Source organism: Pseudomonas sp. IT-P12, assembly GCF_949767465.1.
Classification (GTDB): domain Bacteria; phylum Pseudomonadota; class Gammaproteobacteria; order Pseudomonadales; family Pseudomonadaceae; genus Aquipseudomonas.
Genome location: NZ_CATKPY010000011.1, coordinates 1,004,138 through 1,027,374 on the forward strand (window position 1 = coordinate 1,004,138; position 23,237 = coordinate 1,027,374).

The following is a 23,237-nucleotide window of genomic DNA, read 5'->3' on the forward strand; positions in this document are numbered from 1 at the left end:
ATGAACGCATCACTCAAGCAACACTGGCTGGATCAGACCACACACGCGCCCGGTTCCCTGGACATACGCGGCCTGGGTAAACAGTACGCCATCGAAGGCAAGCCGTTGACGGTCTTGCAGGACATCAACCTGTCGGTCAAGCCCGGCGAATTCGTCAGCATCGTCGGTGCCAGCGGCTGCGGGAAATCTTCCCTGCTGCGCCTGATCGTCGGCCTTGAAGCCGAGTACAGCGGCGACATCCTGCTGGACGGCGAACGGATCGACTCCACCAGCCTGGAGCGCGGCATCGTGTTCCAGGACCACCGCCTGTTCCCGTGGAAAACCGTCGAGCAAAACATCGCGCTGGCGCTGAAAAACCACCCCCTGACGAAAAAGGCAAAAGCGCGCCTGGTGGCGGAACACATTCAACTGGTCAACTTGCAAGGGTTTGAACACGCCTATCCGCATCAGTTGTCCGGTGGCATGGCACAGCGCGCAGCGATTGCCCGCGCGCTGATCAACCAACCGAAAATCCTCCTGCTCGACGAACCGTTTGGCGCCCTCGACGCGCTGACCCGCGTCCACCTGCAACGCGAACTGCAACGCCTGTGGGTGCAGCAACGCAGCACCATGATCATGGTCACCCACGATGTCGAGGAAGCGTTGTACCTGGGCGATCGGGTGATCGTCATGGACGCGCGTCCGGGGCGCATCAAGCACGAAATCCACGTCGATCTGCCCCACCCTCGCGAGCGCCATTCACCGCGCTTGCAGAAGCTCAAGGACGAGTTGCTGACGGAACTGGTCGGCAGTGATCACGTCGAGGTTGCGCCTGTGTAGGTGTTCATTTCCACGCGATTTCATCCCTCCGACGGTACGTGCTGGCGGGGGTTTCGAGAGCGGGCCAGAGCCGTTACGGCCCCCTGCATCCTGGCGTTTCACACCCTCTTCAACCGATGAAACATATATTCCTGTTACGCATAACTAAATGCTAATTAAGAATTTTTTTATCTATATGAATATCGTGCATGATGTTTTGGCGGTCTTAGCTACAGGAATAGCACCATGGCACTGATTACCCATCCCCATGCTCGCGAGCTGACCAAATCGGTCCGGGCCACCGTACTGGTGTTCAAGGACCCACGCTCGCTGGAACTGCTCAATCGCATCGAGCGTCTGGCACCCAGCGACGCCAACGCGCTGATCATGGGCGAGACCGGTACCGGCAAGGAACTGGTCGCGCGACACATTCACAATCTCAGCCACCGGCGTAACGAGCCCTTTGTCGCGGTCAACTGCGGCGCGTTTGCCGAGACGCTGGTGGAAAGCGAATTGTTCGGCCACGAGAAAGGCGCCTTCACCGGCGCCACCACCAGCAAGGCCGGATGGTTCGAAGCCGCCAAGGGCGGCACGCTGTTTCTCGATGAGATCGGTGACTTGCCGCTGAACATGCAAGTCAAGCTGCTGCGGGTGCTGCAGGAACGTGAAGTGGTGCGCCTGGGTTCACGCACTCCGATCCCGATCAATGTGCGCCTGGTGTCCGCCACCAACGTCAACCTGGCCGACGCGGTGGTGGCCGGCAACTTCCGCGAAGACCTGTTCTATCGCCTGCACGTCGCGACGATACGCTTGCCGGCGTTGCGCGAGCGGCCGGGCGACATCCTGCCCCTGGCGGAGTTTTTCCTTGAAGAACATTGCCAGCGGCTGGGCTACAACCGCGCCACATTGAGCCCGGAATGCGAACGCAAGCTGCTTGAGCACAGTTGGCCGGGCAACATCCGCGAACTGGAAAACTCCATTCACCACGCGTTGCTGGTGTGCCTGAACAAACGCGTGCAACCGGAAGACCTGCACCTGGTGGACATGCGCAATCACGGCGCCCGCCCGAACGGTTCGCCGTCGGCTGTCGCTGCCGGCCAGTCACCTGCAAGTCTGGAAGACGCGTTGGCAAAACTGTTCGAACAGAACCTGCCCAACCTCTACGAACACATCGAGGAAACGGTGTTTCGCGAGGCCTACCGGTTTTGCCATGGCAATCAATTGCAGACTGGCAGAATCCTGGGCATCAGCCGCAACATTGTCCGTGCGCGCCTGGAGAAGATCGGTGTCCTCGCACAATCGCCACGCAGCGCCAGCCTGGAAGCCGCCAAACACTGAACACGCCTGCTGCTACAGCAGCAGTCGGACAGCAACGCTGCTGCGTGAATGGCAGCACCCCCTCGAGTAATGAACACCACCGAGGCCTCTTCCTCCAACGTCGACAGCCACCAGGCCCCGTTTGGAAAGGTTGGGCACAGTAATTGCTCTTTTGCTCTCAACAGCCTTTTTCATAACTGGAGTCAGTAATGGGCAAAGTCCAAACCACTGCCGCTGTGCCGGAGACGCTATGGCGTCAGGCACCGGTCGGCGAGTTGGTCGACCTCGGCCGGGCACCTCGGGTGCCGTTGGCGCAGCTGCGCTTGCAGCGCGCGCCCAAAGGCGTGTTAAGCCGCCGCGAAGGCGTCCTGCTCGGTGTGCTCGCGTTGCTCGCACACGGCGCGGTGATCTTCTGGATCATTCAGCAACCGACCACGGTATTGCCGGTGGTGCCGCCGCAAATTCCGCCGATGACCATCGAGTTTTCGCAACCGGCGCCACCCGTTGTCGAACCCCCGCCGCCACCGCCGCCGCCTCCACCACCGGTGGTCGAACCGCCGCCGCCCGTGGTTGACGAACTGGCCGCGAAACCGGCGCCCAAGCCGATCCCCAAGCCCAAACCCGTGGTCAAGCCGGTGCCCAAGCCCGCGCCGAAAGCGGTCGAGCAACCGCCCGCGCCGCCGCAACCGCCAGCGCCGGTCGCCGCACCGCCCGCCCCACCGGCACCCGCGCCGGTGACGCCGGCTTCGGCCAATGCGGCGTACCTCAAGAACCCCGCGCCGGAGTACCCGTCACTGGCCCAGCGTCGCGGCTGGGAAGGCACGGTGCTGTTGCGGGTACAGGTCCTGCCAAGCGGCAAACCGGGTGAGATCCAGATCCAGAAAAGCAGTGGTCGCCAGCAGCTCGACGACGCGGCGTTGAACGCCGTGAAACGCTGGAGTTTCGTACCGGCCAAACAGGGCGATGTCGCGCAGGTCGGCTGGGTCAGCGTGCCCATCGATTTCAAAATCAATTAATGACTGAAGGGGGCGGACACATCGCGCCCCACGCCGAGGGAAAACATCATGACGTTACTGGCATCTCCACTTGAATCCATCGAAAGCGCGGTCATCTGGCTGCTGGTGGTTTTTTCCGTCGCCACCTGGGGCCTGGCCCTGCTCAAGGGCGTGCAATTCGGCCGCCTGAAAGCCCAGGATCGCCGGTTTCACAAACAGTTCTGGGCCGCGCCGAGCCTGGATTCGGCCGCGGCATTGGCCGACACCCAACCCGGTGCCGCCGCTCGCGTGGCACAGGCCGGCTATGCCGCGATCCAGGTCGGTGAAACAGCGCCTGCAGCCGACCTGAGCCAGGCGATCAATCACCAGGACCGCCTTGAGCGCGCCCTGCGCCAGCAGATCGTCCGGGAACGCCGCTCACTGGAAACCGGCCTGGCCGTGGTGGCCAGTATTGGCAGCACCTCGCCGTTCATTGGTTTGTTCGGCACCGTGTGGGGCATCATGGAGGCCCTGAAAGGCATCAGCGCGGCCGGTTCCGCCAGCCTGGAAACCGTCGCCGGTCCCATCGGTGCCGCGCTGGTCGCGACCGGCGTGGGGATTGCCGTCGCCGTGCCGGCGGTGCTGGTCTACAACTACTTCCTGCGTCGCCTGAAACTCACCGCCGCCGACCTCGACGACTTCGCCCATGACTTCTACAGCCTGGCACAGAAGAGCGCATTCCGTGTGCTGGTGAACCCGGGCACGCGCAAGGTCGCGGTCCCGGGCACCGCGCACAAAGTGCAGGAGGCGTCCTGAGATGGCCTTCTCCACGCAAGACAGCGACGAGGTGCTGAGCGAGATCAACGTGACCCCGCTGGTGGACGTGATGCTGGTGCTGCTGGTGGTGTTCATCGTCACCGCCCCTCTGCTGACCAACGCCATCCCGATCAACCTGCCCAAGACCGAAGCCGTGGCGCCGGTCGAGCAAAAGGACCCGTTGGTGGTGAGCATCGATGCTGTCGGCAAGCTGTTCATCAACAAGGACGAGATCCAGCCGGACTTGCTGGAGTTCAACCTGACGGCAGCCAAGGCCAAGGACCCCGACGTGCGTGTGCAACTGCAGGCGGATGACGGGGTGAACTATGGCGAAGTGGCGCGAGCGATGGCATCGATCGAACGCGCCGGCATCACCAAGCTGTCAGTGATTACCGCACGATAAGGCTCCTGTGTTTTTTTGGGCCGTCTTCTGCAAAGAGACGGCCCTTTTTTTTGGGGATCCTGACCGATGATGCGCCCTTGTGGTAGCGAGCCTGCTCGCGATGGTCAATGGCGTGAAGTCGCTGTTTTTTGCTTGCTGCTCCAGCAGCACCCTCCCCGCACACGTGCTGTGCTCCCAGCAACAATCGCCTCAAAAAAACACATAACTTATTGATAATTGTAGATTTAAATTGATGGCATATCGCTTGCAACGCTGTCCCCAATGCTTAAAAACCGGGGAACTAGACGCATGCAATATCTGAGTGGATTCAAACTCACCAGCCTGGCCATTTCGGTGTCAGGCACGTTATTGATATCGGCTTACGCCACGGCGCAAACCAAGGATTCGGTACTCGACACCGTGGTCGTGCAGGGGCAGAGTGAAACCGCCGAGACCTTTGTCGGCGACGCGAAAAAAGAGAAGGCGCCGCAATCCAGGGCCACCTTGAGCAAGGGCCAACTGGACAAGTTCGTCGGCCTGGACAGCGCCGTCACGGGCGCGCTGAAATACCTTCCGGGGGTGCACTCGAGCGGCGGCGATTCCAGTGGCATCACCGAAGGCTCGCTGAACATTCGCGGGTTCTCCCAGGATCAGCTGGGCTTCACCCGCGATGGCATTCCGCTGAACGACCCGCAGTTCCTGACACCCCACGCGGACTTCCTGGGCGACCCGGAAAACTATGAGTCGGTGTCGGTGCTGTACGGCTCCGCATCGATCAACGCACCGACCCTGACAGCCAGCGGCGGCAGCGTCGAGATCAAATCAGTCGCCCCGACCAAGGAAAGCGGGGTGCTGTACAAGCAGAACATCGGCAGCAACAACCTGTATCGCTCATTCGTGCGGGTCAATACCGGCGAGTACGAGGGCTTTTCGGCGTGGCTGTCGGCATCGCGCACCACTGGCGATCTGTGGGACGACTCCGACGGGGAGCTGTCGTCCAATCGCTACGAGGGCAACCTGCAGTACAAATGGGGGGACGGCAACCAGATCAACGCGTTGTTTTCCAGTTTCCTGATGCGCACCAACAGCTACCTGTCGCCGACCCTGGCGCAATACCGGGCCAACGATTACGACCACGGCTACCCGCGCAACGTCTACCCCACCGAGGGCGGCACCAACGGCGTGGCCGACATCACCGTGCCTGGAAGCAGCGCGGCCAACTCCCGGGCCGACTTCAAGATCCAGACCTATGGCCTCAACGGCGTGTTCAACCTGAACGACAGCGCCCAGCTGAAGATCAACCCATATTACGTGCGCGTCACCGACGGCACCGCCTCCATCGCCACGGCGGCGGTCAACGAACGCACGCTGGGCACCGACGTCAACCGTGACGGCGATGCCCTGGACCCGGTGGTGCCGGCGTCGCTGCAACTGTTCCCGACCCAATACCGCGTCGGTTCGAGCAACAGCCTGGACTTGACCCTGGCCGACAACAATGTACTGCAACTGGGGCTCTGGACCGACTACACCCACGCGCGCAACCAGTTCGTGTTCACCCCGATCAAGAGCAACGGCAAACCGGCGAGCATCGATGGCAGCGACTCGATCCGCGACAGTCGTGGCAATGTCGCCTACAACACCAACCAGGCGAACCAGATCACCACGCAAAAGCTTTGGGTCCAGGACACCTGGAACATCAACAGCGCCCTCGCCCTGACCACCGGCCTGGCCTGGCAGCACACCGAACTCAAGGGTGCAGACCGCCTCACCGGTTACGACAACAGCGAAGACTACAATCGTTTCCTGCCCAGCCTGAGCCTGAGCTACCAGCTCGACCAGCAGAACCAGCTCTACTACAACACCACCTCGAACATGCGCGTACCCGCCATCGCGTCGGTGTACGGCCGAATCAACGGCGGCGACAAACAGAAACCCGAGCTGACCTGGAATCAGGAAATCGGCTGGCGCTACAGCACTGACAAGACGCTGGTCAGTGCCGCAGTGTTCTACGACAAGTTCAAGGACCGCCAGGCCGCCTATTCACCGGTGACCGGCGTGACCGAGTACTTCAACGCCGGCAACGTCACCACCAAAGGCCTGGAGCTGGCGGTGAACGGCAAGTTGCCAGCCAACTTCAACTACTTCGGCTCCTTCACCTGGCTCAGTTCTACCCAGGATTCGGACTACAGCGCCGGCGGCCTGACCGTCGACACCCAGGGCAATCAACTCTACGACGCGCCCCATCGCCTGGTCAGCGCCGGCGTCGGCTATGACAACGAGGCGTTCTACGCCAACTTCCTCGGACGCTACACCGGCAGCTACTACGGTGACCTGGCCAACACCCAGAAAATCGGCGGCTACACGGTCTTCGACCTTAACCTGGGCTATCGCTTCAAGGACCTGGTCAGCGGGCTCAAGGAAACCACCGTCAGCCTTAACGCCAACAACATTTTCGACAAACAGTACCTCTCCGGGGTGAAGTCCGGAACCATCAACGCCGACCCGACCAACCCCAACTTCTTCGGTGCGCCGCAGTACTACAAAGGGCAGCCACGCTCGCTGGTGGCCTCTTTGACAGTCGGTTTCTGAACCGGCCTTTCGATTATGAAGGGACGGTCTGACCGTCCCGAGGAGCAGGCATGAGTACCGAACACTACGACTACATCATCGTCGGTGGCGGCAGCGCCGGCAGTGTCATTGCCAACCGGCTGTCTGCCCGCGCCGACCAGCGCGTGCTGTTGATCGAGGCGGGTGCCGACACCCCCGACAGCAACACCCCGGCGGAGATTCTCGACGGCCTGCAACCCTGGCGTCCGCGCCTGGCAGGCGAGCGCTTCTTCTGGCCGGACCTGACCATCCTGCGCGCCAGCGAACACCCGGACATCCCGCGCGATGCCCAGGTGTATGAACAGGGGCGCATTCTCGGCGGCGGCTCGAGCGTCAACATGATGGTCGCCAACCGCGGCTTGCCTCGCGACTACGACGAATGGGCGGAGCAAGGCGCCGAGGGCTGGAACTGGCAAGGCGTGCTGCCGTATTTCCGCAAGCTGGAGCGCGACCTCGACTTCGGCCTGAGCGATCCGCAGCAACACGGTCACGAGGGGCCGCTGCCGATTGCCCGGGTCGACTCGCGACGTTGGGGTCGCTTCACCCGCGCCTCCGCGCAAGCCCTGCAGACCCTGGGTCTGAACAACATCGTCGATCAGAACGGACGCTTCGAGGACGGTTACTTCGCCCCAACCGTGGCCATCGAACATGATCAGCGGGTGTCGAGCGCTCGTGCCTACCTGAGCAGCGATGTGCGTGCCCGCGGCAACCTGACCCTGTGGACCGACACCCCGGTGGGCCGATTGCTCCTAAGCGGCGACCGGGTGACCGGGGTGCAAGTGCTGCGCGACGGCAAGCGGCTGGAGGTCACGGGCAACGAGGTCATCCTCACCGCCGGGGCGCTGCAATCCCCCGCCTTTCTGTTGCGTGCCGGGATTGGCCCCGCGGACCAGTTGCGCGACCTGGGTATCGAAGTCGTCGCCGACCGTTGGGGGGTCGGGCGCAACCTGTGGGACCACAGCTCGATCGGGCTCACCGCCCCCCTGCACGATCCGCTCGCACCGAGCGACGAACCCGGTGCCGCCCACTTGCTCGCCGCGCGTGTGTCGTCCGGAATCGACCCCAAGGTGCCGGCGGATTTGTACCTGGGCATCGCGCCCAATGCCGAGCTCGGCACCGCGAGTGCGGTGCTTTGGGTGAACAAACCGAGCTCCACGGGCCACCTGCGGTTGCGCAGCGTCGACCCGACGGACTACCCGACGGTGGAGTTCAACCTGCTGTCGGACCGGCGCGACCTGGATCGATTGCGCGAAGGCTTGCAGGTGCTTGCCCGCGTGTTCGCGGACCCGGCGGTGGCCGCCTTCAGCGGTCCGCCACGCTTGAGCCGTTTCGCCCAGGCCTCGACCGATGGGCCACTGCTGTCCGATCTCCTGGCCAACGACGCGGCACTGGAGCGCTACCTGCGCACCCATGTCGGCGGTGTCTGGCATGCCAGCGGCACCTGCCGTATCGGTCGAGCCGATGACCCGCTGGCCGTGGTCGATCACGCCGGTCGGGTGTATGGCGTACAGGGCTTGCGCGTGGCCGATGCGTCGGTGATGCCGAGCATTCCCACCGCGAACACCAACCTGCCGACCGTGATGATCGCTGAGAAAATCGCCGACGCCATTCTGGCCAACGCCTGAGGACCTTCACCATGACCCACTATGCCTTGTTGATCGATGGACAATTGCACACCACCGAGCACCTGGATGAAGTGCTCGACCCCGCCACCGAGCAGGTCGTCGGCCACGCCCCGCGTGCCAGCGAAGCCCAGGTCGATGCCGCAGTCGAAGCGGCGCAACGTGCGTTCGCCGACTGGGCGGCCGACCCGCAGGCGCGGCGCCAGGCGCTGGGCCTGGCGGCGGCCGTGCTGCGGGAAAACACGCAGCAGATCGCCGAGTTGATCAGCCTCGAGCAAGGCCGGCCCTTGCGCTTCACCCTGGGTGAAGTAGCGGGCGCAGCGGCCACGTTCGATCACTACGCCGGCTTTGAAGCACCACCGGCCGACGTCCTGCGCGACGATGATCAACGCCTTGTGCGCCTCGAGCGTCGCCCCCTGGGCGTCGTGGCGGCCATCACCCCGTGGAACGTGCCGATCATCCTGCTGGTACTCAAACTGGCTCCGGCGCTGCACGCTGGCAACACCCTGGTGGCCAAGCCGTCGGAGCACACTCCGCTGTCCACCGTGCTGCTGGGGCATTTGTTGAAGGACGTGTTCCCGGCCGGGGTATTGAACATTGTCGCCGGTGACGGCGCGATCGGTGAGCGCTTGAGCCGGCATCCGCAGGTGCGCCACATCACCTTCACCGGCAGCGTGTCCACCGGCAAGCACCTGTACGCCGGAGCGTCCGCCGACCTGAAGCGCCTGACCCTCGAGCTGGGTGGAAATGACGCGGCACTGGTGCTGGCGGACGCCGACATCCCCGCCATCGCCGAGTCGCTGTTCTGGGGCGCGTTCTGGAACAGCGGCCAGGTGTGCTTCGCCATCAAGCGGCTGTACGTGCACAAGAGCCTGTTCGAACCGCTGATTGCCGCTTTGGTGGCGCGCGCCGAAAGAACTCGCCTGGGCAGCGGCCTGGACCCCGACACCGAATTGGGGCCGCTGACCAATCGCCAGCAACTGGAGCGGGTCAAGGCCCTGGTGGCTGACGCACGCACCCACGGTGCAGTGGTCCATACCGGCGGCACACAGCCCGACGGTCCTGGCTATTTCTTCGCGCCAACCATCGTCAGTGGCATCGGCGCCGGTATCGCGCTGGTCGACGAAGAACAGTTTGGCCCGGTGCTGCCGGTGATTGCCTTCGATGACGTCGAGGATGCCATCCGCCAGGCCAACGCCAGTCCCTTTGGCCTCGGCGCCTCGGTCTGGACCCGGGACGTTGCCCAGGGCGAAGCAATCGCCCGGCGCCTCGACGCCGGCCTGGCCTGGGTCAATCAGCATCTGGACGTACACCCCGGCGCACCGAAGGGCGGCTACAAATGGAGCGGCCTGGGCTACGAAGGCGGGCTGCGCGGCTATGACGCCTTCAGCGACCTGCAAGTGATCAACATTGCCCGGCGCTGAGCCGGGCACCTATCCCGAACATCAAGGATTTCCCCATGCGTGCCGGTAGCTGGCCCTCGATTATCCTCACCCTCGCGTTCGCCGTGATCATTGCGGCGTGCCATGGCAAAACCATCCTGCTGATCGCCGACATCGCCAAGGCCTATTCGGTCAGCCCCTCTCACGCCAGCTGGGTGGTCTCGGCGGTGGCCATCGTCGCCGCCCTGGCTTCGCCTATCGTCAACTGGGGCGTGGCGCGCGTGGGCGAACGTCACGCAATCATTTCGGGGTTGTCGGTCGCGGCGCTGTCGAGCTTCGCCGCCAGCCGCAGCGACAACTTCTCTGTGTTGCTGGCGCTTCGTGTCGTCGAAGGCGCCGGTTACATCAGCGTGGTGCTGGCGGCACTGGCCCTGTTGATCCACACCACTGCGGGCAAACGACGCACCAGCGCTCTGGCGTTCTGGTCGGTGGCTTCGCCACTGGGCGGTGCCATTGCGATTTTCGCCGTCTCGCCCTACATCGGTGGCGCCCATGAAGAATGGCGCATCGCGTTCAGTGGCCATGCGGTCGTGCTGTTGCTGCTGTTGCTGGCCACCCCGCTGCTGCCGTCGATCAACCTCGCCAACCGTGTGGAACGCAAACCGTTGTCCCAGGTGTTCAGGATCTATGCCGACCCTTCGGTGCTGCGCCTGGCGCTCGCGGTCGGCGCACCGCTGACCGTGGCACTGGGGCTGATCACCATAACCCCGACCTACCTGATCAACGTGCTGAACGTGGCACCCGCAACGATCGGGGTGATTTCCACGGTGGGGATTCTCTCCAGCGTCGTGGCCGGCCTGTTCGCCGGGTTCATTCTCAACCTGCGGCTGATCGGCCCGTTGGCCGTGATCGCCAGCGCCTTCATCGGGGTGACCCTGGAAATCCTGGTGTTCATTCCCGGCGTGAACGCCGAATGGGCGATCGGGGCGAAAGTGGTCCAGGGCTTCTTCACCAGTTTCGTGGTGGCCTGGGTGTTTACCAGCATCCCGAAAATGACCCGCAACGGCGATGTGATGGGGGCCGGCGGCATTGCCGAACAGGCGCTTTACCTGTCGATGTTCCTTGGCCCGGTGCTGCTCTACCCGCTGTTCACCCTGCCCTCGCGCCTGCCGTTCTTCGCGGCCTTGATCGTTGCCAATCTGCTGCCGTTGTTTCTGCTGCCACTGGGCCTCAAGCGCGACCGCGACAGCGGCTCGCTCGAGACCGGGCTGGCGCGTTCCTGACCCGTCAATCCTCGCAAACCCCTGTTACATGCCCACGGACGCCGTCCGTGGGCTTTCCCCCCGCGCTCGACGCACGAAATACCGTGACTGTTCCCATTTTCGCAATAAACAGCTTTTCATCCGCGCATTTGTAGCCGCTTCGTTCATGGACAAGCCGGTACATTAGACCTCCATGGTCCCGCAGAGCGACCGACAACAAAACCTACAGCTCGCCTCAGAAATCTGCCAACCATTCGGAGTCTTTCCATGAGCACATTGCGCACCACAGCTTTCCAACTCGCGAGCCTGGCCCTGTTCATCGGTGGCGCCACCCAGGCCATGGCCGAGGACATCACATTCGTTTCCCAGGGCGGTGCCTACCAGGAAGCCCAGAGCAAGGCGATTCTCGAGCCGGCCGCGAAAAAACTCGGCCTGACGCTCAAGCAGGACAGTTCACCGAAGGCCTACCCGATCATCAAGACCCAGGTCGAGAGCGGCAAGGTCACCTGGGACGTGGTCGACCTGCCCACCGGCGACTGCATCCGCGGCGAGGCCGAAGGCCTGTTCGAGAAACTCGACCTGTCGCTGATTCCCAACGCCGCGCAGATCCCGGACAGCCTCAAGGACGAATACAGCGTCGGCTACATCAGTTACTCCACGGTGCTGGCGTATCGCACGGACGCCTTCAAGGGCGACAACGTCCCCAAAACCTGGGCCGACTTCTGGGACACCAAGAAGTATCCGGGCCAACGCTCCCTGCGCAACTTGCCGCGCCCGACCCTGGAAATCGCCTTGCTGGCGGACGGTGTGCCGGTGGACAAGCTTTACCCGCTGGACGTTGATCGCGCCTTCAAGAAGCTCGAGCAGATCAAGCCCGACATCGCCACCTGGTGGACCTCCGGCGGACAGTCGGCGCAGCTGATCAGCGACGGCGAAGTGGACATGATCCAGGCCTGGAACGGGCGGATCACCGCCGTGCAGGCCGCTGGCGCCCCGGTGGCGTTCGATTACAACCAGGGCGTGCTGGAAACCAACTCGCTGTGCGTCCTCAAGGGTTCCCCGCACAAGGTGGCGGCGATGAAGTTCGTCAACGAAGCCATCGATGCCAAACTCCAGGCGGCACTGCCGATGATCATCGACTACGGCCCGCTGAATCCCGAGGCGTTCAAGACCGGAGTGATCCCGGCCGAGCGCGAGGCCAAGCTGCCGTCCTCTCCCGAGAACATCTCCCGCCAGGCCCTGCTCTCGGCGCAGTGGTGGGCTTCGGATGCCGGGGTCAAGGCAGAGGAACGCTGGCTGGCCTTCGTCCAGAAAAAGTAACGGCCGCTTTGCGCTGCGCCGCGGGCCAGACGCCTCGGCGCAGGACATGCCGTCTGCCTCCCCGATTTCGACATAAAGCACTTCGGCACCGGCCAATTCCACCCGCTTCGTTCGTTGGCATCCCGGTACATTAGGCCTGAGGGTCCCGCAGAGTGACCTGTGCAGACCACTCGCGCTCGCCTTGAGTACCTGCCCACCATTGGGAGTTCCTTACATGACAGTTTCCGAGCACCGCACCTCGCCGTCCGCGAGGACGATTGCCACCGCCAGCACTGTGCGCCAGCGCTGGGTTTCCTCCAGCGCCCTTCAATGACGAGAGGTCTCTATGTCAAACGCCTATCTCGCCAAATCCATGCCTGACTCCAGCGACCAGCAGCAACCGCCGTTGACCAGCGAACACGCCCTGGCCCGAGAGGAACGCAAGGAACACACCTCGATGCTGTTGCTGCTCACCCCCGCCCTGGTGATGGTGGTGGTGCTGTTGATCCTGCCGCTGTGCTGGCTGGCCTTGCAGTCGGTCCAGACCGAGGAAGGGTTTTCCCTGGCCAACTACATCCGGATATTCCAGGAGACCATCTACTGGGACACTTTCGCCCTGACCTTCAAGATCAGCTTCATGGTGACCGTCCTGTCGATCCTGATGGGTTTCCCCATCGCCTACGCCGCCTCGCGCCTGCAAGGTTTCTGGGCCAACCTGATCCTGATCTGTGTGATCCTGCCGTTCTGGACCAGCGTGCTGGTGCGGGCCTATGCCTGGCTGGTGTTGCTGCAACGCCGCGGGCTGGTCAACCAGACGCTGATGGATCTGGGCATCATCGACCAGCCCCTGACGCTGATGCACAACACCACCGGCACGGTGATCGGCACCCTGCACGTGATGCTGCCCTTCATGGTCCTGCCGCTGTATTCGGTGATGAAGAAAATCCCCCAGGACCTCATGCAAGCCTCGGAAAGCCTGGGCGCAAAACCCTTCTACACCTTCCGCCGGGTGTTCCTGCCGATGGCAGCACCGGGAATCATGGCGGGTTCGATCCTGGTCTTCGTGATCTGCCTGGGCTTCTTCATCACCCCTGAACTGCTCGGTGGCGGTCGCACGATCCTGGTGTCGATGCTGGTGCAACGCAACGTCGAGCTGTATCACGCCTGGGGCGCGGCCAGCGCGGTCGGCCTGGTGCTGCTGTTCGTGGTGTTCCTGATTTTCTGGGGCATCAACCGTTTCATTCCCATCGAACGCATTCTGGGAGCGCGCTAAATGAACCTGCTTGCCAACCTGCGTCACCTTCGCCTGTCCCACGTGCTGTTCACCGTGGTGGTGGCGGTGATCCTGCTGTACCTGATCATCCCGGTGCTGATCGTGGTGCCCATGTCGTTTTCCGAAGCCCGCTTCCTGCAATTCCCGCCCAAGCAATGGTCCTTCCATTGGTACGAAGCGTTCTTCAACAGCGTGGAGTGGATGTCGGCGGCACGGGTCAGCCTGATCACGGCGTTCTTCACCATGGCGATCAGCCTGCCGATCGGCATGGCCGCCGCCTACGCCATCAACAACTCGAGCCTGAAGGTGGTGCGCACGCTGCAGATCATTCTGCTGCTGCCGATGATGGTGCCGATCATCCTGATCGCCGCCGGCGTGTTCTTCGTGTATGCCCGGGTCGGTCTGATCAGCACGCTGACCGGGCTGGTGCTGGCGCACATCATGCTCGCGCTGCCCTACGTGATCATCGCGCTGCTGGCCGGCTTGCGTAACTTCGACATGTCGCAGGAAATGGTGGCGCGCAGCCTGGGCATGAACCGCTTCCGCGCGTTCATGGCCGTGACCCTGCCGCAGATCAAGCCGAGCGTGGTGTCGGCCACGCTGTTCGCCTTCATCACCTCGCTGGATGAAACGGTGGTGGCGCTGTTCATCTCCGGCGGCGACAACCAGACCCTGACCAAACGCATGTTCACGGCCCTGCGTGACGAGATCGACCCGACCATTGCCGCGATCAGCTCGATCCTGATCCTGGCCTCCCTGATCCTGGTGGTGATCGCCGGTCGCAACAAGCAGTAAACCTTCCGCAAAAACGCCTTTGCCCGCCTGGGCGGTACGCCGGACAGCCTCAATGTCCGGGCTGTACCGCACTCGCGGGCAAAGGCGTTTCCGGGGCATCGTCCCGCCCCTGTCGATCACACGCCACCCGGTCATTCCCAGCGCCAGCACAGCCTGCCGTCATGCGCCTGATTTCAGCATCTATCACCCGTGCGCAGGCCCATCTCGGCATCGGCCACTGGACGGGGCTTTTTACAATGGACCCATCGTTCGCACCCTCAAGGCCCTGATCATGTTGAAAAACCAACTGCGAGACCCTTCCCTGCTTGTCGAACGCGCCTACGTCAACGGCGCCTGGATCGAGGCCGATGACGGCGCGACGATCGACGTGACCAACCCCGCCGATGGCAGCGTGATTGCCCGAGTCCCGGCCTTGCAGGCCGCGGAAACCCGCCGCGCGATCGAAGCGGCGCAGACGCGCTTCGGCACCTGGCGCGAAGTGCCTGCCGCCGAACGCGCGCGCTACCTGGAAGTGTGGTTCAACCTGATCATGGAGAACCAGGAAGACCTGGCGCTGATCATGACCAGCGAGCAAGGCAAACCGCTGACCGAGTCCCGCGGCGAAATCGCCTACGGCGCCAGTTTCGTCAAGTGGTTCGCCGAGGAAGCCCGGCGCATCTATGGCGACACGATCCCTTCGCCAGCCGCCGACCGGCGCATTCTGGTGCTCAAGCAACCCATCGGCGTGGTCGCGGCCATCACCCCCTGGAACTTCCCCAATGCGATGATCACCCGCAAGTGCGCACCCGCCCTGGCGGCCGGTTGCACGGTATTGGTCAAGCCCTCGGAGATGACCCCGCTGTCGGCCCTGGCGCTGGCGGTACTGGCTGAACGCGCGGGCATCCCGGCCGGCGTGTTCAACGTCCTGACCGGCCTGCCCGCCGGGGTCGGTGGCGAAATGACCGCCCACCCCGATGTGCGCAAACTGTCGTTCACCGGTTCCACCCGGATCGGCCAGTTGCTGATGAGCCAGTGCGCCGCCACCATCAAGCGCCTGAGCCTGGAACTGGGCGGCAACGCGCCGTTCATTGTCTTCGACGACGCCGACCTTGACCTGGCCATCGCCGGCGTCATGCAGAGCAAATTCCGTAACGCCGGCCAGACCTGCGTCTGCGCCAACCGCATCCTGGTGCAGGACGGCATTTACGACCGTTTCGCCGAACGCCTGAGCGCCGCCGTGGCCGAGTTGAAAGTCGGCGACGGCCTGCAAAGCGGCGTCACCATCGGGCCACTGATCAACGCCGCCGCCGTGGACAAAGTGGCGCGACACATCAACGACGCCCTGGAGAAAGGCGCGAGCATCGCCATCGGCGGTGCACCTCGAGGCGAGGGGCTGTATGTGCAGCCCACGGTTCTGCGCGATGCCAACGCCGACATGCTGCTGGCCACGGAAGAAACCTTCGGCCCGGTCGCCCCGCTGTTCCGCTTCAAGGATGAGGCCGAAGCCCTGACCCTGGCCAATGCCACGCCCTACGGCCTTGGCGCGTATTACTTCACCCAGGACATGCGCCGGGCCTGGCGCGTCGGTGAGCGCCTGGAGTTCGGCATGGTCGGCCTCAACACCGGGATCATCTCCATGGAAGTCGCGCCCTTCGGCGGCATGAAGCAATCGGGCACCGGCCGCGAAGGTTCCAAGTATGGCCTGGACGAGTTTCTCGAGGTGAAGGCCTGGCACATCGGCGGCCTGGGCTGAGCGACACCGGCGCAAAGCAGCCTGTAGCTCCCCACTCGCGCCGGACAGCAGATCCTGTTGGCCCGGCGCCCCAAAACGGCACGAATCAGGCCCGCGCCTGTGTTCAGATAACCAGCAGGCTTATCGGGCAATCCCTGGTTCCACAGAGGACGACGCTTCATGAATTTCACTGAAGGTTTTGAATCGGTCAGCGTTAACAAGGTGTGCAAGCACTATGGCAACCTCAAGGCTTTGAACAACGTGGACCTCAAGGTCGAAGCCGGGGAATTCATGTCATTGCTGGGCCCGTCCGGCTCGGGCAAGACCACCTTACTGAGCATCCTGGGTGGTTTCATCCGGGTCAGCTCAGGCAGCATTTTATTCGGCGAACGCGACGTCACCCTGATGCCACCGCACAAGCGTGAAATCGGCGTGGTGTTTCAGAACTATGCGCTGTTCCCGCACATGACCGTCGGCGAGAACGTGGCCTTTCCACTGCGTGCCCGTGGCGAAAGCGCGAGCAAAAGCCGCGACCGGGTCAAGAGCGCCCTGGCGACCGTGGAGCTGTCGGGGTATGAAGACCGCAACATCGCCGCGCTGTCCGGCGGTCAGCGTCAGCGCGTGGCCCTGGCCCGCGCCATTGTCTTCGAACCCAAGCTGATCCTGATGGACGAACCGCTGTCGGCCCTGGACAAGCAACTGCGTGAAATCATGCAGATTGAATTGCGTGCCCTGCACAAGCGCCTGGGCGCCACCATGATCTACGTGACCCACGACCAGCGCGAAGCCCTGACCATGAGCGACCGTATCGCGATCATGCGCGGCGGTCAGTTGGTGCAGGTCGATACACCGCGTCGCCTGCACGATCACCCGGCTGACGATTTCGTCGCCAGCTTCATCGGCGAAAGCACCCTGGTACCGCTGCAACGCGGTTCGGACAACGGCTTGACGCTGGGCGCCACGACCCTGCGCACGACGCGCCCGGTGCCGGCGTCCGGCGACGTGTTCCTGGCCCTGCAATCGGAAAAACTGCTGCTGGACAACGGCAGCTCGGGACCGGAGTGGAACCGCCTGCGTGGCCGCGTGGCCGACATCGTTTTCCAGGGCGAAAGCCTGAAGGTGTTCGTCGACCTCGAAGGCGGGCCAACGGTCAGCCTGCGCCAACCCAGCCATCACGAAGGCAACCTCAACCTGCCGCCCATTGGCGCACCGATGATGATGCGCCTGCACCCGGAAGACACCATCGTCGTCCCCCGCGCCGGGGTCTGATTCATCCGCAACACTTCGGCCCGTAGCAGCACGGTTGGTCGGCATCAGCAATCCAGGGTCACGCCGACCAACCGCTCTGCCACGGGCCGATGTCGTTTCCGGGGCAAACGATACCCGGCGCCCGGCGCAGCGAAATATTTCGCCACACCCCTGCAAAACAGTCGATCACAGCGCCCGGCACCCCAAGTTCAGCGCTTGTGGTTCCGGGCAATCCTTATCCTGATGACATCACCCGCCACCTTCGGCGTTCACGGAGATCGAGATGAATTCTGCACTGACTGAAAACCAACGTCTGCTGGCCCTGCGCGAACAGCATGTACCGCGTGGCATCGCCACCGCCCACCCGGTGGTCGCGGCGCGCGCGCAGGGGGCCGAACTGTGGGATGTCGACGGCAAGCGCTACCTGGATTTCGTCGGCGGCATTGGCGTGCTCAACGTCGGCCATAACCATCCGAAAGTGGTCGAGGCCGTGCGTCGCCAGGTGGGCGAGATCTCCCACGCCAGCTTCCAGGTGGTGGCCTACGAAAACTACATTCAAGTGGCCGCCCGCCTGAACAAACTGGTCGGCGGCGACGCCCACTACAAAAGCGTATTGTTCACCTCCGGCGCCGAAGCCGTCGAGAACGCGGTGAAGATCGCCCGTGGCTACACCAACCGCACGGCGGTGATTTCCTTCCGCGGCGGGTTCCACGGCCGCACCCTGCTGGGCGTGACCCTGACGGGCATGAGCCAGCCCTACAAGCAGAACTTCGGCCCCTTCCCCGCCGAGATCTATCACGCCACCTACCCCAACGCCTATCGCGGTGTCAGCAGCGATGACGCGCTGGCCGAGCTGGATGAGCTGTTCGCCACCGACGTCGCGCCGGATCGGGTCGCCGCGATCATCATCGAACCGGTCCAGGGCGATGGCGGCTTCCTGGCGGCGCCCAGGGAATTCCTGCAAGCCCTGCGTGCCCGCTGCACCCAGCACGGCATCGTGCTGATCCTCGACGAGATCCAGGCGGGTTTTGGCCGGACCGGCACAATGTTCGGTTTCCAGCATGCCGACATTCAGCCCGACCTGGTGACCGTCGCCAAAAGCCTGGCCGGTGGCATGCCGCTGTCCGGCGTGGTCGGTCGTGCCGAGATCATGGACGCGCCGACCCCGGGTGGCCTGGGCGGCACGTACGGCGGCAACGCAGTCGCTTGTGCCGCAGCGCTGGCCGTATTGGACCTGTTCGAAGAGCAGGATTTGCTGGCTCAGGGCGAGACACTGGCCACTCAACTGCATGACGGGTTGCTGGCCCTGCAGAAACGTTACCCGAGGATCGGAGACGTGCGCGGCCTGGGCTTCATGCAGGCGATTGAAATGGTCGCCGACGATGCCGCTCACCGTCCGGACGCGGCACTGGCGCAAAAGGTCATCGATGAAGCCCGTCAGGCCGGTTTGCTGGTGATCAAATGCGGTGTGCATCGCAACGTGGTGCGGTTCCTCGCGCCGCTGGTGACCACGCCGGAGCAAGTGGCAGAAGCCTTGCAGATGCTCGAAAAAGCGTTGGCCGCCGCCTGCTGAACGCGCTGACGGTAACACCCGGCCCGACCTGCCCTGGCAGTGTCGGGCCGTGGGCCGAATCATGATGGAACCGGCATGGCCTACTCAGGAGCAACTCATGAGAGTCACCCATTACAAGGCGTTGGGCCTGTCCTTCGGCACGCTGGTTGACCGCGAACGGGGCATTCTCGAAGGCCTGCGACCGCTGGCAGTGCAGAGTGAAACCAGCGCCAGCGACGCGCAGCTGCTCAGCGCTTACCGACAAGTGGCGCAGGAGCTTGCCAGCCAGGCGCCGCAGATCAGCGCAACGGCTTTTCACGGCCAGCTCTACCAACGTGTGGCGCAACAATTGCAAATCATTCCGGGCTGGGATGAAAGTGTGGCATTCAGTAGCTCTTCTTCCCTGTGGCCCATTTTCGAAGATGCTCCCGGTGCCCTTCAGTACCTGGGCAAGTTCTACCGTTTGATACTGATCGCCCCACCCCAGGGTATCGATGTTCTTGCCCTGGCCCGTCGCCTGCCGGTCGAATTCGATGCGATTGTCGAACCCAGCGACGAGGATTGGCACAACAGCCTGGAAAGCGAGTTGCATCGCCTGGGGCTGGAGCGTTCGCAACTGTTACCGGTGCGCAGCACGGAAAGCGATGACCCGTGGAATCAGCGGGTGGACTTTCCGGTCTGCACACTCCGTCGCGGCCATGACCAGCCGTGGAACCATTCGCCTCAGGCAATGGACGGCAAGCGCTGTGAATACGCCAGCCTCGCTGACCTGGCCCATGCCCATCAAAGGGCATTGCACGCCTGAAGACGACGGCCCTGATTTGATATTGCGAGGACTGATCAATGGACGCTGCAACCAAGCTCGACCGAATCGACATCAACATCCTGGTCCAATTGCAGAAGGACGGGCGCATGACCAATGTCAGCCTCGCCGAAGCCGTTGGCCTGTCGCCCAGCCCTTGCCTGCAACGCGTCAAACGCCTGGAGGCCGCCGGCTACATCAGCGGCTATGAGGCCCACGTCAATCTGGCCAAGTTCGCCAATTCGGTGACCGTGTTCACCGAAATGACCCTCTCGGACCACAAGCGTGCCGACTTCGTGAAGTTCGAATCGAGCATCCGCAACATCGACGAAGTGCTGGAGTGCCACTTGATCAGTGGCGGCTACGACTACCTGGTGCGCTTCCTGTGCAGCAGCATTCAGCACTACCAGGAACTGATGGAATCGATCCTCGACAAGAACATCGGCATCGAGAAGTACTTCAGCTACATCGTGATCAAATCCCCCGTGGTCAAGAGCACCGTGCCGTTGCGCAGTCTCGTTCGGGCGGTCTGAAACAAAACCTGCAGCGGTGCGGCGGGCCCTGTCGTTGGCCAACCGCACCGCTGCAGGTCGGATGAATCCTCAAGCGCCTTTGCCGAACTCACGACAAGATGCAGAACACCTTGCGCACGGTCTCCTCGCTGACCCACGCGTTGGTGGCGCCCTTCGGTACGATCACCGTTTCTCCCGCCCGCACATGATGGCGGTCGCCCTGTTCAGCCTGCAGCGTCACCGAGCCTTCGAGGATAAACATCAGCTCGCTGTAACCGGGCTCGACCTGCTGGCGAGCGTACGCCTCGCATTGCCACAGCCCGATACGCAGGTGACCGGCGCTGAACAGGGTTTCACTCCAGGCCCTGGGCGTCGCGGTCAACAGCACACTGGCTGCCGGCGGGCTCGCCGGCGCAAGCGGCTGGGACAGGTCGATCCTGATGGGACGGCCGGGCATTTGCGTGGAGGCCGAAAGCCCCGGAAACGCCATGAACAGCCGGCGCAATTGGCCGTGATGTTGCCAGCGCACACGGACGCCACGGGGCACGACGAAGCAATCCCCCGCCGTCAGTTGCAGGTCGAAACCCTCCCCCTGCAAACGCAGTTCTCCGGCTTCAACCACACCCAGTTCAACCCAGGGAAATGCCTCGATCAGCAGGTTCGCACCGGTGCTGACACTGCTGCCGGCGGCATAGCCCTGAACGGGGTCGTGGAAGTTGATGACCCGCCCGGCCGCCAGTGGATCGCCCTGCAGGGCGAACGCGGCGCAGGGCAATTGACGATCAGTGTGGGGGTGGGAGTAATGCAGAATCGGTGGCATACGCTTAACGCTCGCTCATCGGCCGATGATGTCTAGAAATTGCTGCCAGCCCGCCGCCAGGCGAACGCCCGGCGCCCGGAAAGCATGCAGAGGAATGGGGTTGAAATGCTCGCCCGCGAGCAAGCCGAGCTCGACCTTCTCGCCCGCCGTCATGGCGGCCAGTTGCTTGCCCATCCAGGTCGACATCGCGACGCCGCCACCGTTGTAGCCGATGGCGTAGTAGCTGCGCTCATCGAGCTGCCCGGCATGGGGAAGGTAATCCAGGGTCATGGCCACCAGGCCCGACCAGCGATAGGCGATGGGCTGGTCGCGCAGGCTCGGGAACACATCGCCCATGCTGCGCTGCAACGCGTCGAACGCGCTTTGTGAATCGCCTTTGCCGAACGCGCCACGACCGCCGAAAATCAGGCGATCGCCGATGACCCGAAACCAGCGCAACATGCGCTTGGTGTCGCCACACACCTGCCCGCCCGGCAGGATCGCGGCGAGGATGTCCGGCGGCAGTGGTTGCGTGGCGATGATCGCGCTGCGAAACGGAATCAACCGCCGATGCAAGGTATCGGTGGCTCGGGTCTGATCGGAATAACCGTTGGTGGCGTAGATCACCTGCCGGGCACTGACCCGCCCTTGCGGCGTCTGCACGATCACCCGGCCGCCTTCATGACGCACTTGCTCGGCCGGGCTGTTGATGAACATTTTCACGCCATGCTCGACCAGGTGACGCGCCATGCCGCGCGCGTAATTCAAAGGGTGGATACCGCCGGCCTTGGGGGTCAACAGGCCGCCGGCGAAGATCGTCGAGCCGGTCATTTCCCGTACCTGCTCGGCCGAGATCATGCGTGATGACGTACCGCCGGTTTCACGCTTGATCCAGTCCGCAGTCGACCCCAGCGCACCCAGCGCGTGGACGTTGTGCGCCGCAGCGATATGCCCGCCCAGGTGCAGCTCGGCACCGGTCAGGCCAAGGGTTTCGACCATCTCCACCAGGCTGTCCACTGCGGCATAACCGGTGTGGTACATCTGCAACGCCGTGTCGCGGCCAAAGCGCGACATGAGCGTGGGAAAGCCCACCCGGAACTTCGGTGACACCACGCCGCCATTACGTCCGCTGGCGCCCCAGGCCAAGGTATTGGCCTCGACGATGAGGGGCTCGCGACCACTGCGGGCGATGTGATGGGCTGCCGAGAGGCCGGTGTAACCCGCACCGATGATCACCACGTCGCACTGCCGCTCGCCTTCCAGGGATTGCAGCGCAGGTGCCGGTTGGGCGGTGGCCGCCCATAAGCTCTGAACAGTCATGCCAGCCTCTCGACTCAATAGGGATTGGCGCTCATGGCCAGGGCCCGAGCGCCGAGGGGATCAACCCAGCTCTTTCTCGACCGCGTCAGCCAGTTGCGCCAGCGAGGTGAAGTGGTAATGCGGTTCGGTGCGTTCCGATTCCAGGGTGCCGCCGGTGCCTTTCTGGGCAAAACGACGCTCGATCCAGCAAGTCTGATAACCCAGGCGCATGGCCACGCCGATGTCGTGATACTGGCTCTGGGCAACGTGCAGGATGTGCTCGAACAGAATGCCCTGGGTCGCCAGCACACCCCGGGTGTAGGCAAAGAACTGCGGATCAGGTTTCTCGAAACGCACATCGTCGACGGTGACCCGTACGTCGAACGGCTGGTCGAGGGTTTCGGCCATATAGTTCAGGGCCCAGATCTGGGAGTTGGTGGTGGCCACCAGTTTGAAGTGCTTGCGCAGGCGCTTGAGTGCTTCGACCGAATCAGGGAACGCCGGGAAATTCTTCACCGCCTGCGCCAGGCCCTTGGCGTAGTCGTCGTTGTCCGGCAGCCCCAGCTTGGAAGCGATGACGTGGTAGCAACGCTCCAGGTCATCCGGCCACCAGCCCGAATCGGTGGAGGCGCGGGCCTCGCGATAGGCTTTGAGAATCTCGTCGTCGCTGCGAGCCTTGCCCGCTTCACCCGCGACTTCGCGGACATGGGCCAGGATTCCGGCTTCGAAATCGATCAGGGTACCGACAACGTCAAACGTCAGGGCTTTGAACTGCTTGAAAGACATA

General features: G+C 63.3%; 20 protein-coding genes. 17 read left to right on the plus strand and 3 right to left on the minus strand.

The window, feature by feature from the left end; genetic code table 11:
- The 17 genes from ACM6IM_RS07645 to ACM6IM_RS07725 all read left to right on the plus strand — a co-directional run bounded on the left by ACM6IM_RS07645 (position 1) and on the right by ACM6IM_RS07725 (position 20,373).
- A complete protein-coding gene (locus ACM6IM_RS07645) occupies positions 1-819 on the plus strand; it encodes an ABC transporter ATP-binding protein (protein WP_414864712.1) in 819 nt (272 codons plus the stop codon).
- A gap of 225 nt (positions 820-1,044) precedes the next feature.
- The gene (locus tag ACM6IM_RS07650) at positions 1,045-2,136 is read left to right on the plus strand and encodes a sigma-54 interaction domain-containing protein (protein WP_192308809.1); all 1,092 of its coding nucleotides are present in this window, start codon (positions 1,045-1,047) and stop codon (positions 2,134-2,136) included.
- A gap of 188 nt (positions 2,137-2,324) precedes the next feature.
- Positions 2,325-3,131: an energy transducer TonB gene (locus tag ACM6IM_RS07655; protein ID WP_414864713.1), complete on the plus strand. Its 807-nt coding sequence runs from the start codon at positions 2,325-2,327 to the stop codon at positions 3,129-3,131.
- A 48-nt stretch (positions 3,132-3,179) separates the two neighbouring features.
- The gene (locus ACM6IM_RS07660; RefSeq protein WP_192308807.1) at positions 3,180-3,905 is read left to right on the plus strand and encodes a MotA/TolQ/ExbB proton channel family protein; all 726 of its coding nucleotides are present in this window, start codon (positions 3,180-3,182) and stop codon (positions 3,903-3,905) included.
- Position 3,906: 1 nt separating this feature from the next.
- On the plus strand, positions 3,907-4,308 hold the full coding sequence (locus tag ACM6IM_RS07665; protein ID WP_414864714.1) for an ExbD/TolR family protein: 402 nt from the start codon (positions 3,907-3,909) through the stop codon (positions 4,306-4,308).
- A gap of 288 nt (positions 4,309-4,596) precedes the next feature.
- Positions 4,597-6,876 (plus strand): TonB-dependent receptor family protein, encoded by a 2,280-nt coding sequence (locus tag ACM6IM_RS07670; RefSeq protein ID WP_414864715.1) that lies wholly within the window; start codon positions 4,597-4,599, stop codon positions 6,874-6,876.
- Between the two features lie 50 nt (positions 6,877-6,926).
- Positions 6,927-8,519 (plus strand): GMC family oxidoreductase, encoded by a 1,593-nt coding sequence (locus tag ACM6IM_RS07675; protein ID WP_414864716.1) that lies wholly within the window; start codon positions 6,927-6,929, stop codon positions 8,517-8,519.
- 11 nt (positions 8,520-8,530) lie between these two features.
- The gene (locus ACM6IM_RS07680; protein WP_414864717.1) at positions 8,531-9,940 is read left to right on the plus strand and encodes an aldehyde dehydrogenase family protein; all 1,410 of its coding nucleotides are present in this window, start codon (positions 8,531-8,533) and stop codon (positions 9,938-9,940) included.
- 35 nt (positions 9,941-9,975) lie between these two features.
- Positions 9,976-11,181: an MFS transporter gene (locus ACM6IM_RS07685; RefSeq protein ID WP_414864718.1), complete on the plus strand. Its 1,206-nt coding sequence runs from the start codon at positions 9,976-9,978 to the stop codon at positions 11,179-11,181.
- A gap of 246 nt (positions 11,182-11,427) precedes the next feature.
- Positions 11,428-12,480: an ABC transporter substrate-binding protein gene (locus ACM6IM_RS07690; RefSeq protein ID WP_414864719.1), complete on the plus strand. Its 1,053-nt coding sequence runs from the start codon at positions 11,428-11,430 to the stop codon at positions 12,478-12,480.
- Positions 12,481-12,805: 325 nt separating this feature from the next.
- Positions 12,806-13,732, plus strand: coding sequence for an ABC transporter permease (locus ACM6IM_RS07695; protein WP_192308798.1), 927 nt, complete (start codon positions 12,806-12,808; stop codon positions 13,730-13,732).
- Entirely contained in the window at positions 13,733-14,527 is a 795-nt protein-coding gene (locus tag ACM6IM_RS07700; protein ID WP_192308795.1) for an ABC transporter permease, read from the plus strand. It begins immediately after the preceding gene.
- Positions 14,528-14,798: 271 nt separating this feature from the next.
- A complete protein-coding gene (locus ACM6IM_RS07705) occupies positions 14,799-16,259 on the plus strand; it encodes an NAD-dependent succinate-semialdehyde dehydrogenase (protein WP_414864720.1) in 1,461 nt (486 codons plus the stop codon).
- Positions 16,260-16,418: 159 nt separating this feature from the next.
- Complete coding sequence (locus ACM6IM_RS07710; RefSeq protein ID WP_201005401.1) at positions 16,419-17,507, plus strand: ABC transporter ATP-binding protein; 1,089 nt, start codon at positions 16,419-16,421, stop codon at positions 17,505-17,507.
- A gap of 262 nt (positions 17,508-17,769) precedes the next feature.
- A complete protein-coding gene (gabT, locus tag ACM6IM_RS07715; RefSeq protein WP_414864721.1) occupies positions 17,770-19,059 on the plus strand; it encodes a 4-aminobutyrate--2-oxoglutarate transaminase in 1,290 nt (429 codons plus the stop codon).
- 97 nt (positions 19,060-19,156) lie between these two features.
- Positions 19,157-19,843 carry a hypothetical protein gene (locus ACM6IM_RS07720; protein WP_201195896.1) on the plus strand — a complete coding sequence of 229 codons (687 nt, stop codon included), beginning with the start codon at positions 19,157-19,159 and terminating at the stop codon, positions 19,841-19,843.
- Between the two features lie 38 nt (positions 19,844-19,881).
- Positions 19,882-20,373: an Lrp/AsnC family transcriptional regulator gene (locus ACM6IM_RS07725; protein WP_081567735.1), complete on the plus strand. Its 492-nt coding sequence runs from the start codon at positions 19,882-19,884 to the stop codon at positions 20,371-20,373.
- Between the two features lie 88 nt (positions 20,374-20,461).
- On the opposite strand, the gene ACM6IM_RS07730 is transcribed toward ACM6IM_RS07725, so the two are convergent.
- Genes ACM6IM_RS07730 through ACM6IM_RS07740 form a run of 3 tightly spaced genes read right to left on the minus strand, consistent with a single transcriptional unit; the run spans position 20,462 to position 23,236 of the window.
- Positions 20,462-21,172 carry a cupin domain-containing protein gene (locus tag ACM6IM_RS07730; RefSeq protein WP_201195893.1) on the minus strand — a complete coding sequence of 237 codons (711 nt, stop codon included), beginning with the start codon at positions 21,170-21,172 and terminating at the stop codon, positions 20,462-20,464.
- A 15-nt stretch (positions 21,173-21,187) separates the two neighbouring features.
- A complete protein-coding gene (locus ACM6IM_RS07735; protein WP_192308789.1) occupies positions 21,188-22,471 on the minus strand; it encodes an NAD(P)/FAD-dependent oxidoreductase in 1,284 nt (427 codons plus the stop codon).
- Between the two features lie 60 nt (positions 22,472-22,531).
- On the minus strand, positions 22,532-23,236 hold the full coding sequence (locus ACM6IM_RS07740; protein WP_201195891.1) for an HAD-IA family hydrolase: 705 nt from the start codon (positions 23,234-23,236) through the stop codon (positions 22,532-22,534).
- Between the last annotated feature and the right edge of the window lies 1 nt (position 23,237).

Bases quoted from the DNA above. Each gene is read 5' to 3' on its own strand.
- ACM6IM_RS07645 (WP_414864712.1), top strand. From the start codon at position 1: ATGAACGCATCACTCAAGCAACACTGGCTGGATCAGACCACACACGCG.
- ACM6IM_RS07650 (WP_192308809.1), top strand. From the start codon at position 1,045: ATGGCACTGATTACCCATCCCCATGCTCGCGAGCTGACCAAATCGGTC.
- ACM6IM_RS07655 (WP_414864713.1), top strand. From the start codon at position 2,325: ATGGGCAAAGTCCAAACCACTGCCGCTGTGCCGGAGACGCTATGGCGT.
- ACM6IM_RS07660 (WP_192308807.1), top strand. From the start codon at position 3,180: ATGACGTTACTGGCATCTCCACTTGAATCCATCGAAAGCGCGGTCATC.
- ACM6IM_RS07665 (WP_414864714.1), top strand. From the start codon at position 3,907: ATGGCCTTCTCCACGCAAGACAGCGACGAGGTGCTGAGCGAGATCAAC.
- ACM6IM_RS07670 (WP_414864715.1), top strand. From the start codon at position 4,597: ATGCAATATCTGAGTGGATTCAAACTCACCAGCCTGGCCATTTCGGTG.
- ACM6IM_RS07675 (WP_414864716.1), top strand. From the start codon at position 6,927: ATGAGTACCGAACACTACGACTACATCATCGTCGGTGGCGGCAGCGCC.
- ACM6IM_RS07680 (WP_414864717.1), top strand. From the start codon at position 8,531: ATGACCCACTATGCCTTGTTGATCGATGGACAATTGCACACCACCGAG.
- ACM6IM_RS07685 (WP_414864718.1), top strand. From the start codon at position 9,976: ATGCGTGCCGGTAGCTGGCCCTCGATTATCCTCACCCTCGCGTTCGCC.
- ACM6IM_RS07690 (WP_414864719.1), top strand. From the start codon at position 11,428: ATGAGCACATTGCGCACCACAGCTTTCCAACTCGCGAGCCTGGCCCTG.
- ACM6IM_RS07695 (WP_192308798.1), top strand. From the start codon at position 12,806: ATGTCAAACGCCTATCTCGCCAAATCCATGCCTGACTCCAGCGACCAG.
- ACM6IM_RS07700 (WP_192308795.1), top strand. From the start codon at position 13,733: ATGAACCTGCTTGCCAACCTGCGTCACCTTCGCCTGTCCCACGTGCTG.
- ACM6IM_RS07705 (WP_414864720.1), top strand. From the start codon at position 14,799: ATGTTGAAAAACCAACTGCGAGACCCTTCCCTGCTTGTCGAACGCGCC.
- ACM6IM_RS07710 (WP_201005401.1), top strand. From the start codon at position 16,419: ATGAATTTCACTGAAGGTTTTGAATCGGTCAGCGTTAACAAGGTGTGC.
- gabT (WP_414864721.1), top strand. From the start codon at position 17,770: ATGAATTCTGCACTGACTGAAAACCAACGTCTGCTGGCCCTGCGCGAA.
- ACM6IM_RS07720 (WP_201195896.1), top strand. From the start codon at position 19,157: ATGAGAGTCACCCATTACAAGGCGTTGGGCCTGTCCTTCGGCACGCTG.
- ACM6IM_RS07725 (WP_081567735.1), top strand. From the start codon at position 19,882: ATGGACGCTGCAACCAAGCTCGACCGAATCGACATCAACATCCTGGTC.
- ACM6IM_RS07730 (WP_201195893.1), bottom strand. From the start codon at position 21,172: ATGCCACCGATTCTGCATTACTCCCACCCCCACACTGATCGTCAATTG.
- ACM6IM_RS07735 (WP_192308789.1), bottom strand. From the start codon at position 22,471: ATGACTGTTCAGAGCTTATGGGCGGCCACCGCCCAACCGGCACCTGCG.
- ACM6IM_RS07740 (WP_201195891.1), bottom strand. From the start codon at position 23,236: ATGTCTTTCAAGCAGTTCAAAGCCCTGACGTTTGACGTTGTCGGTACC.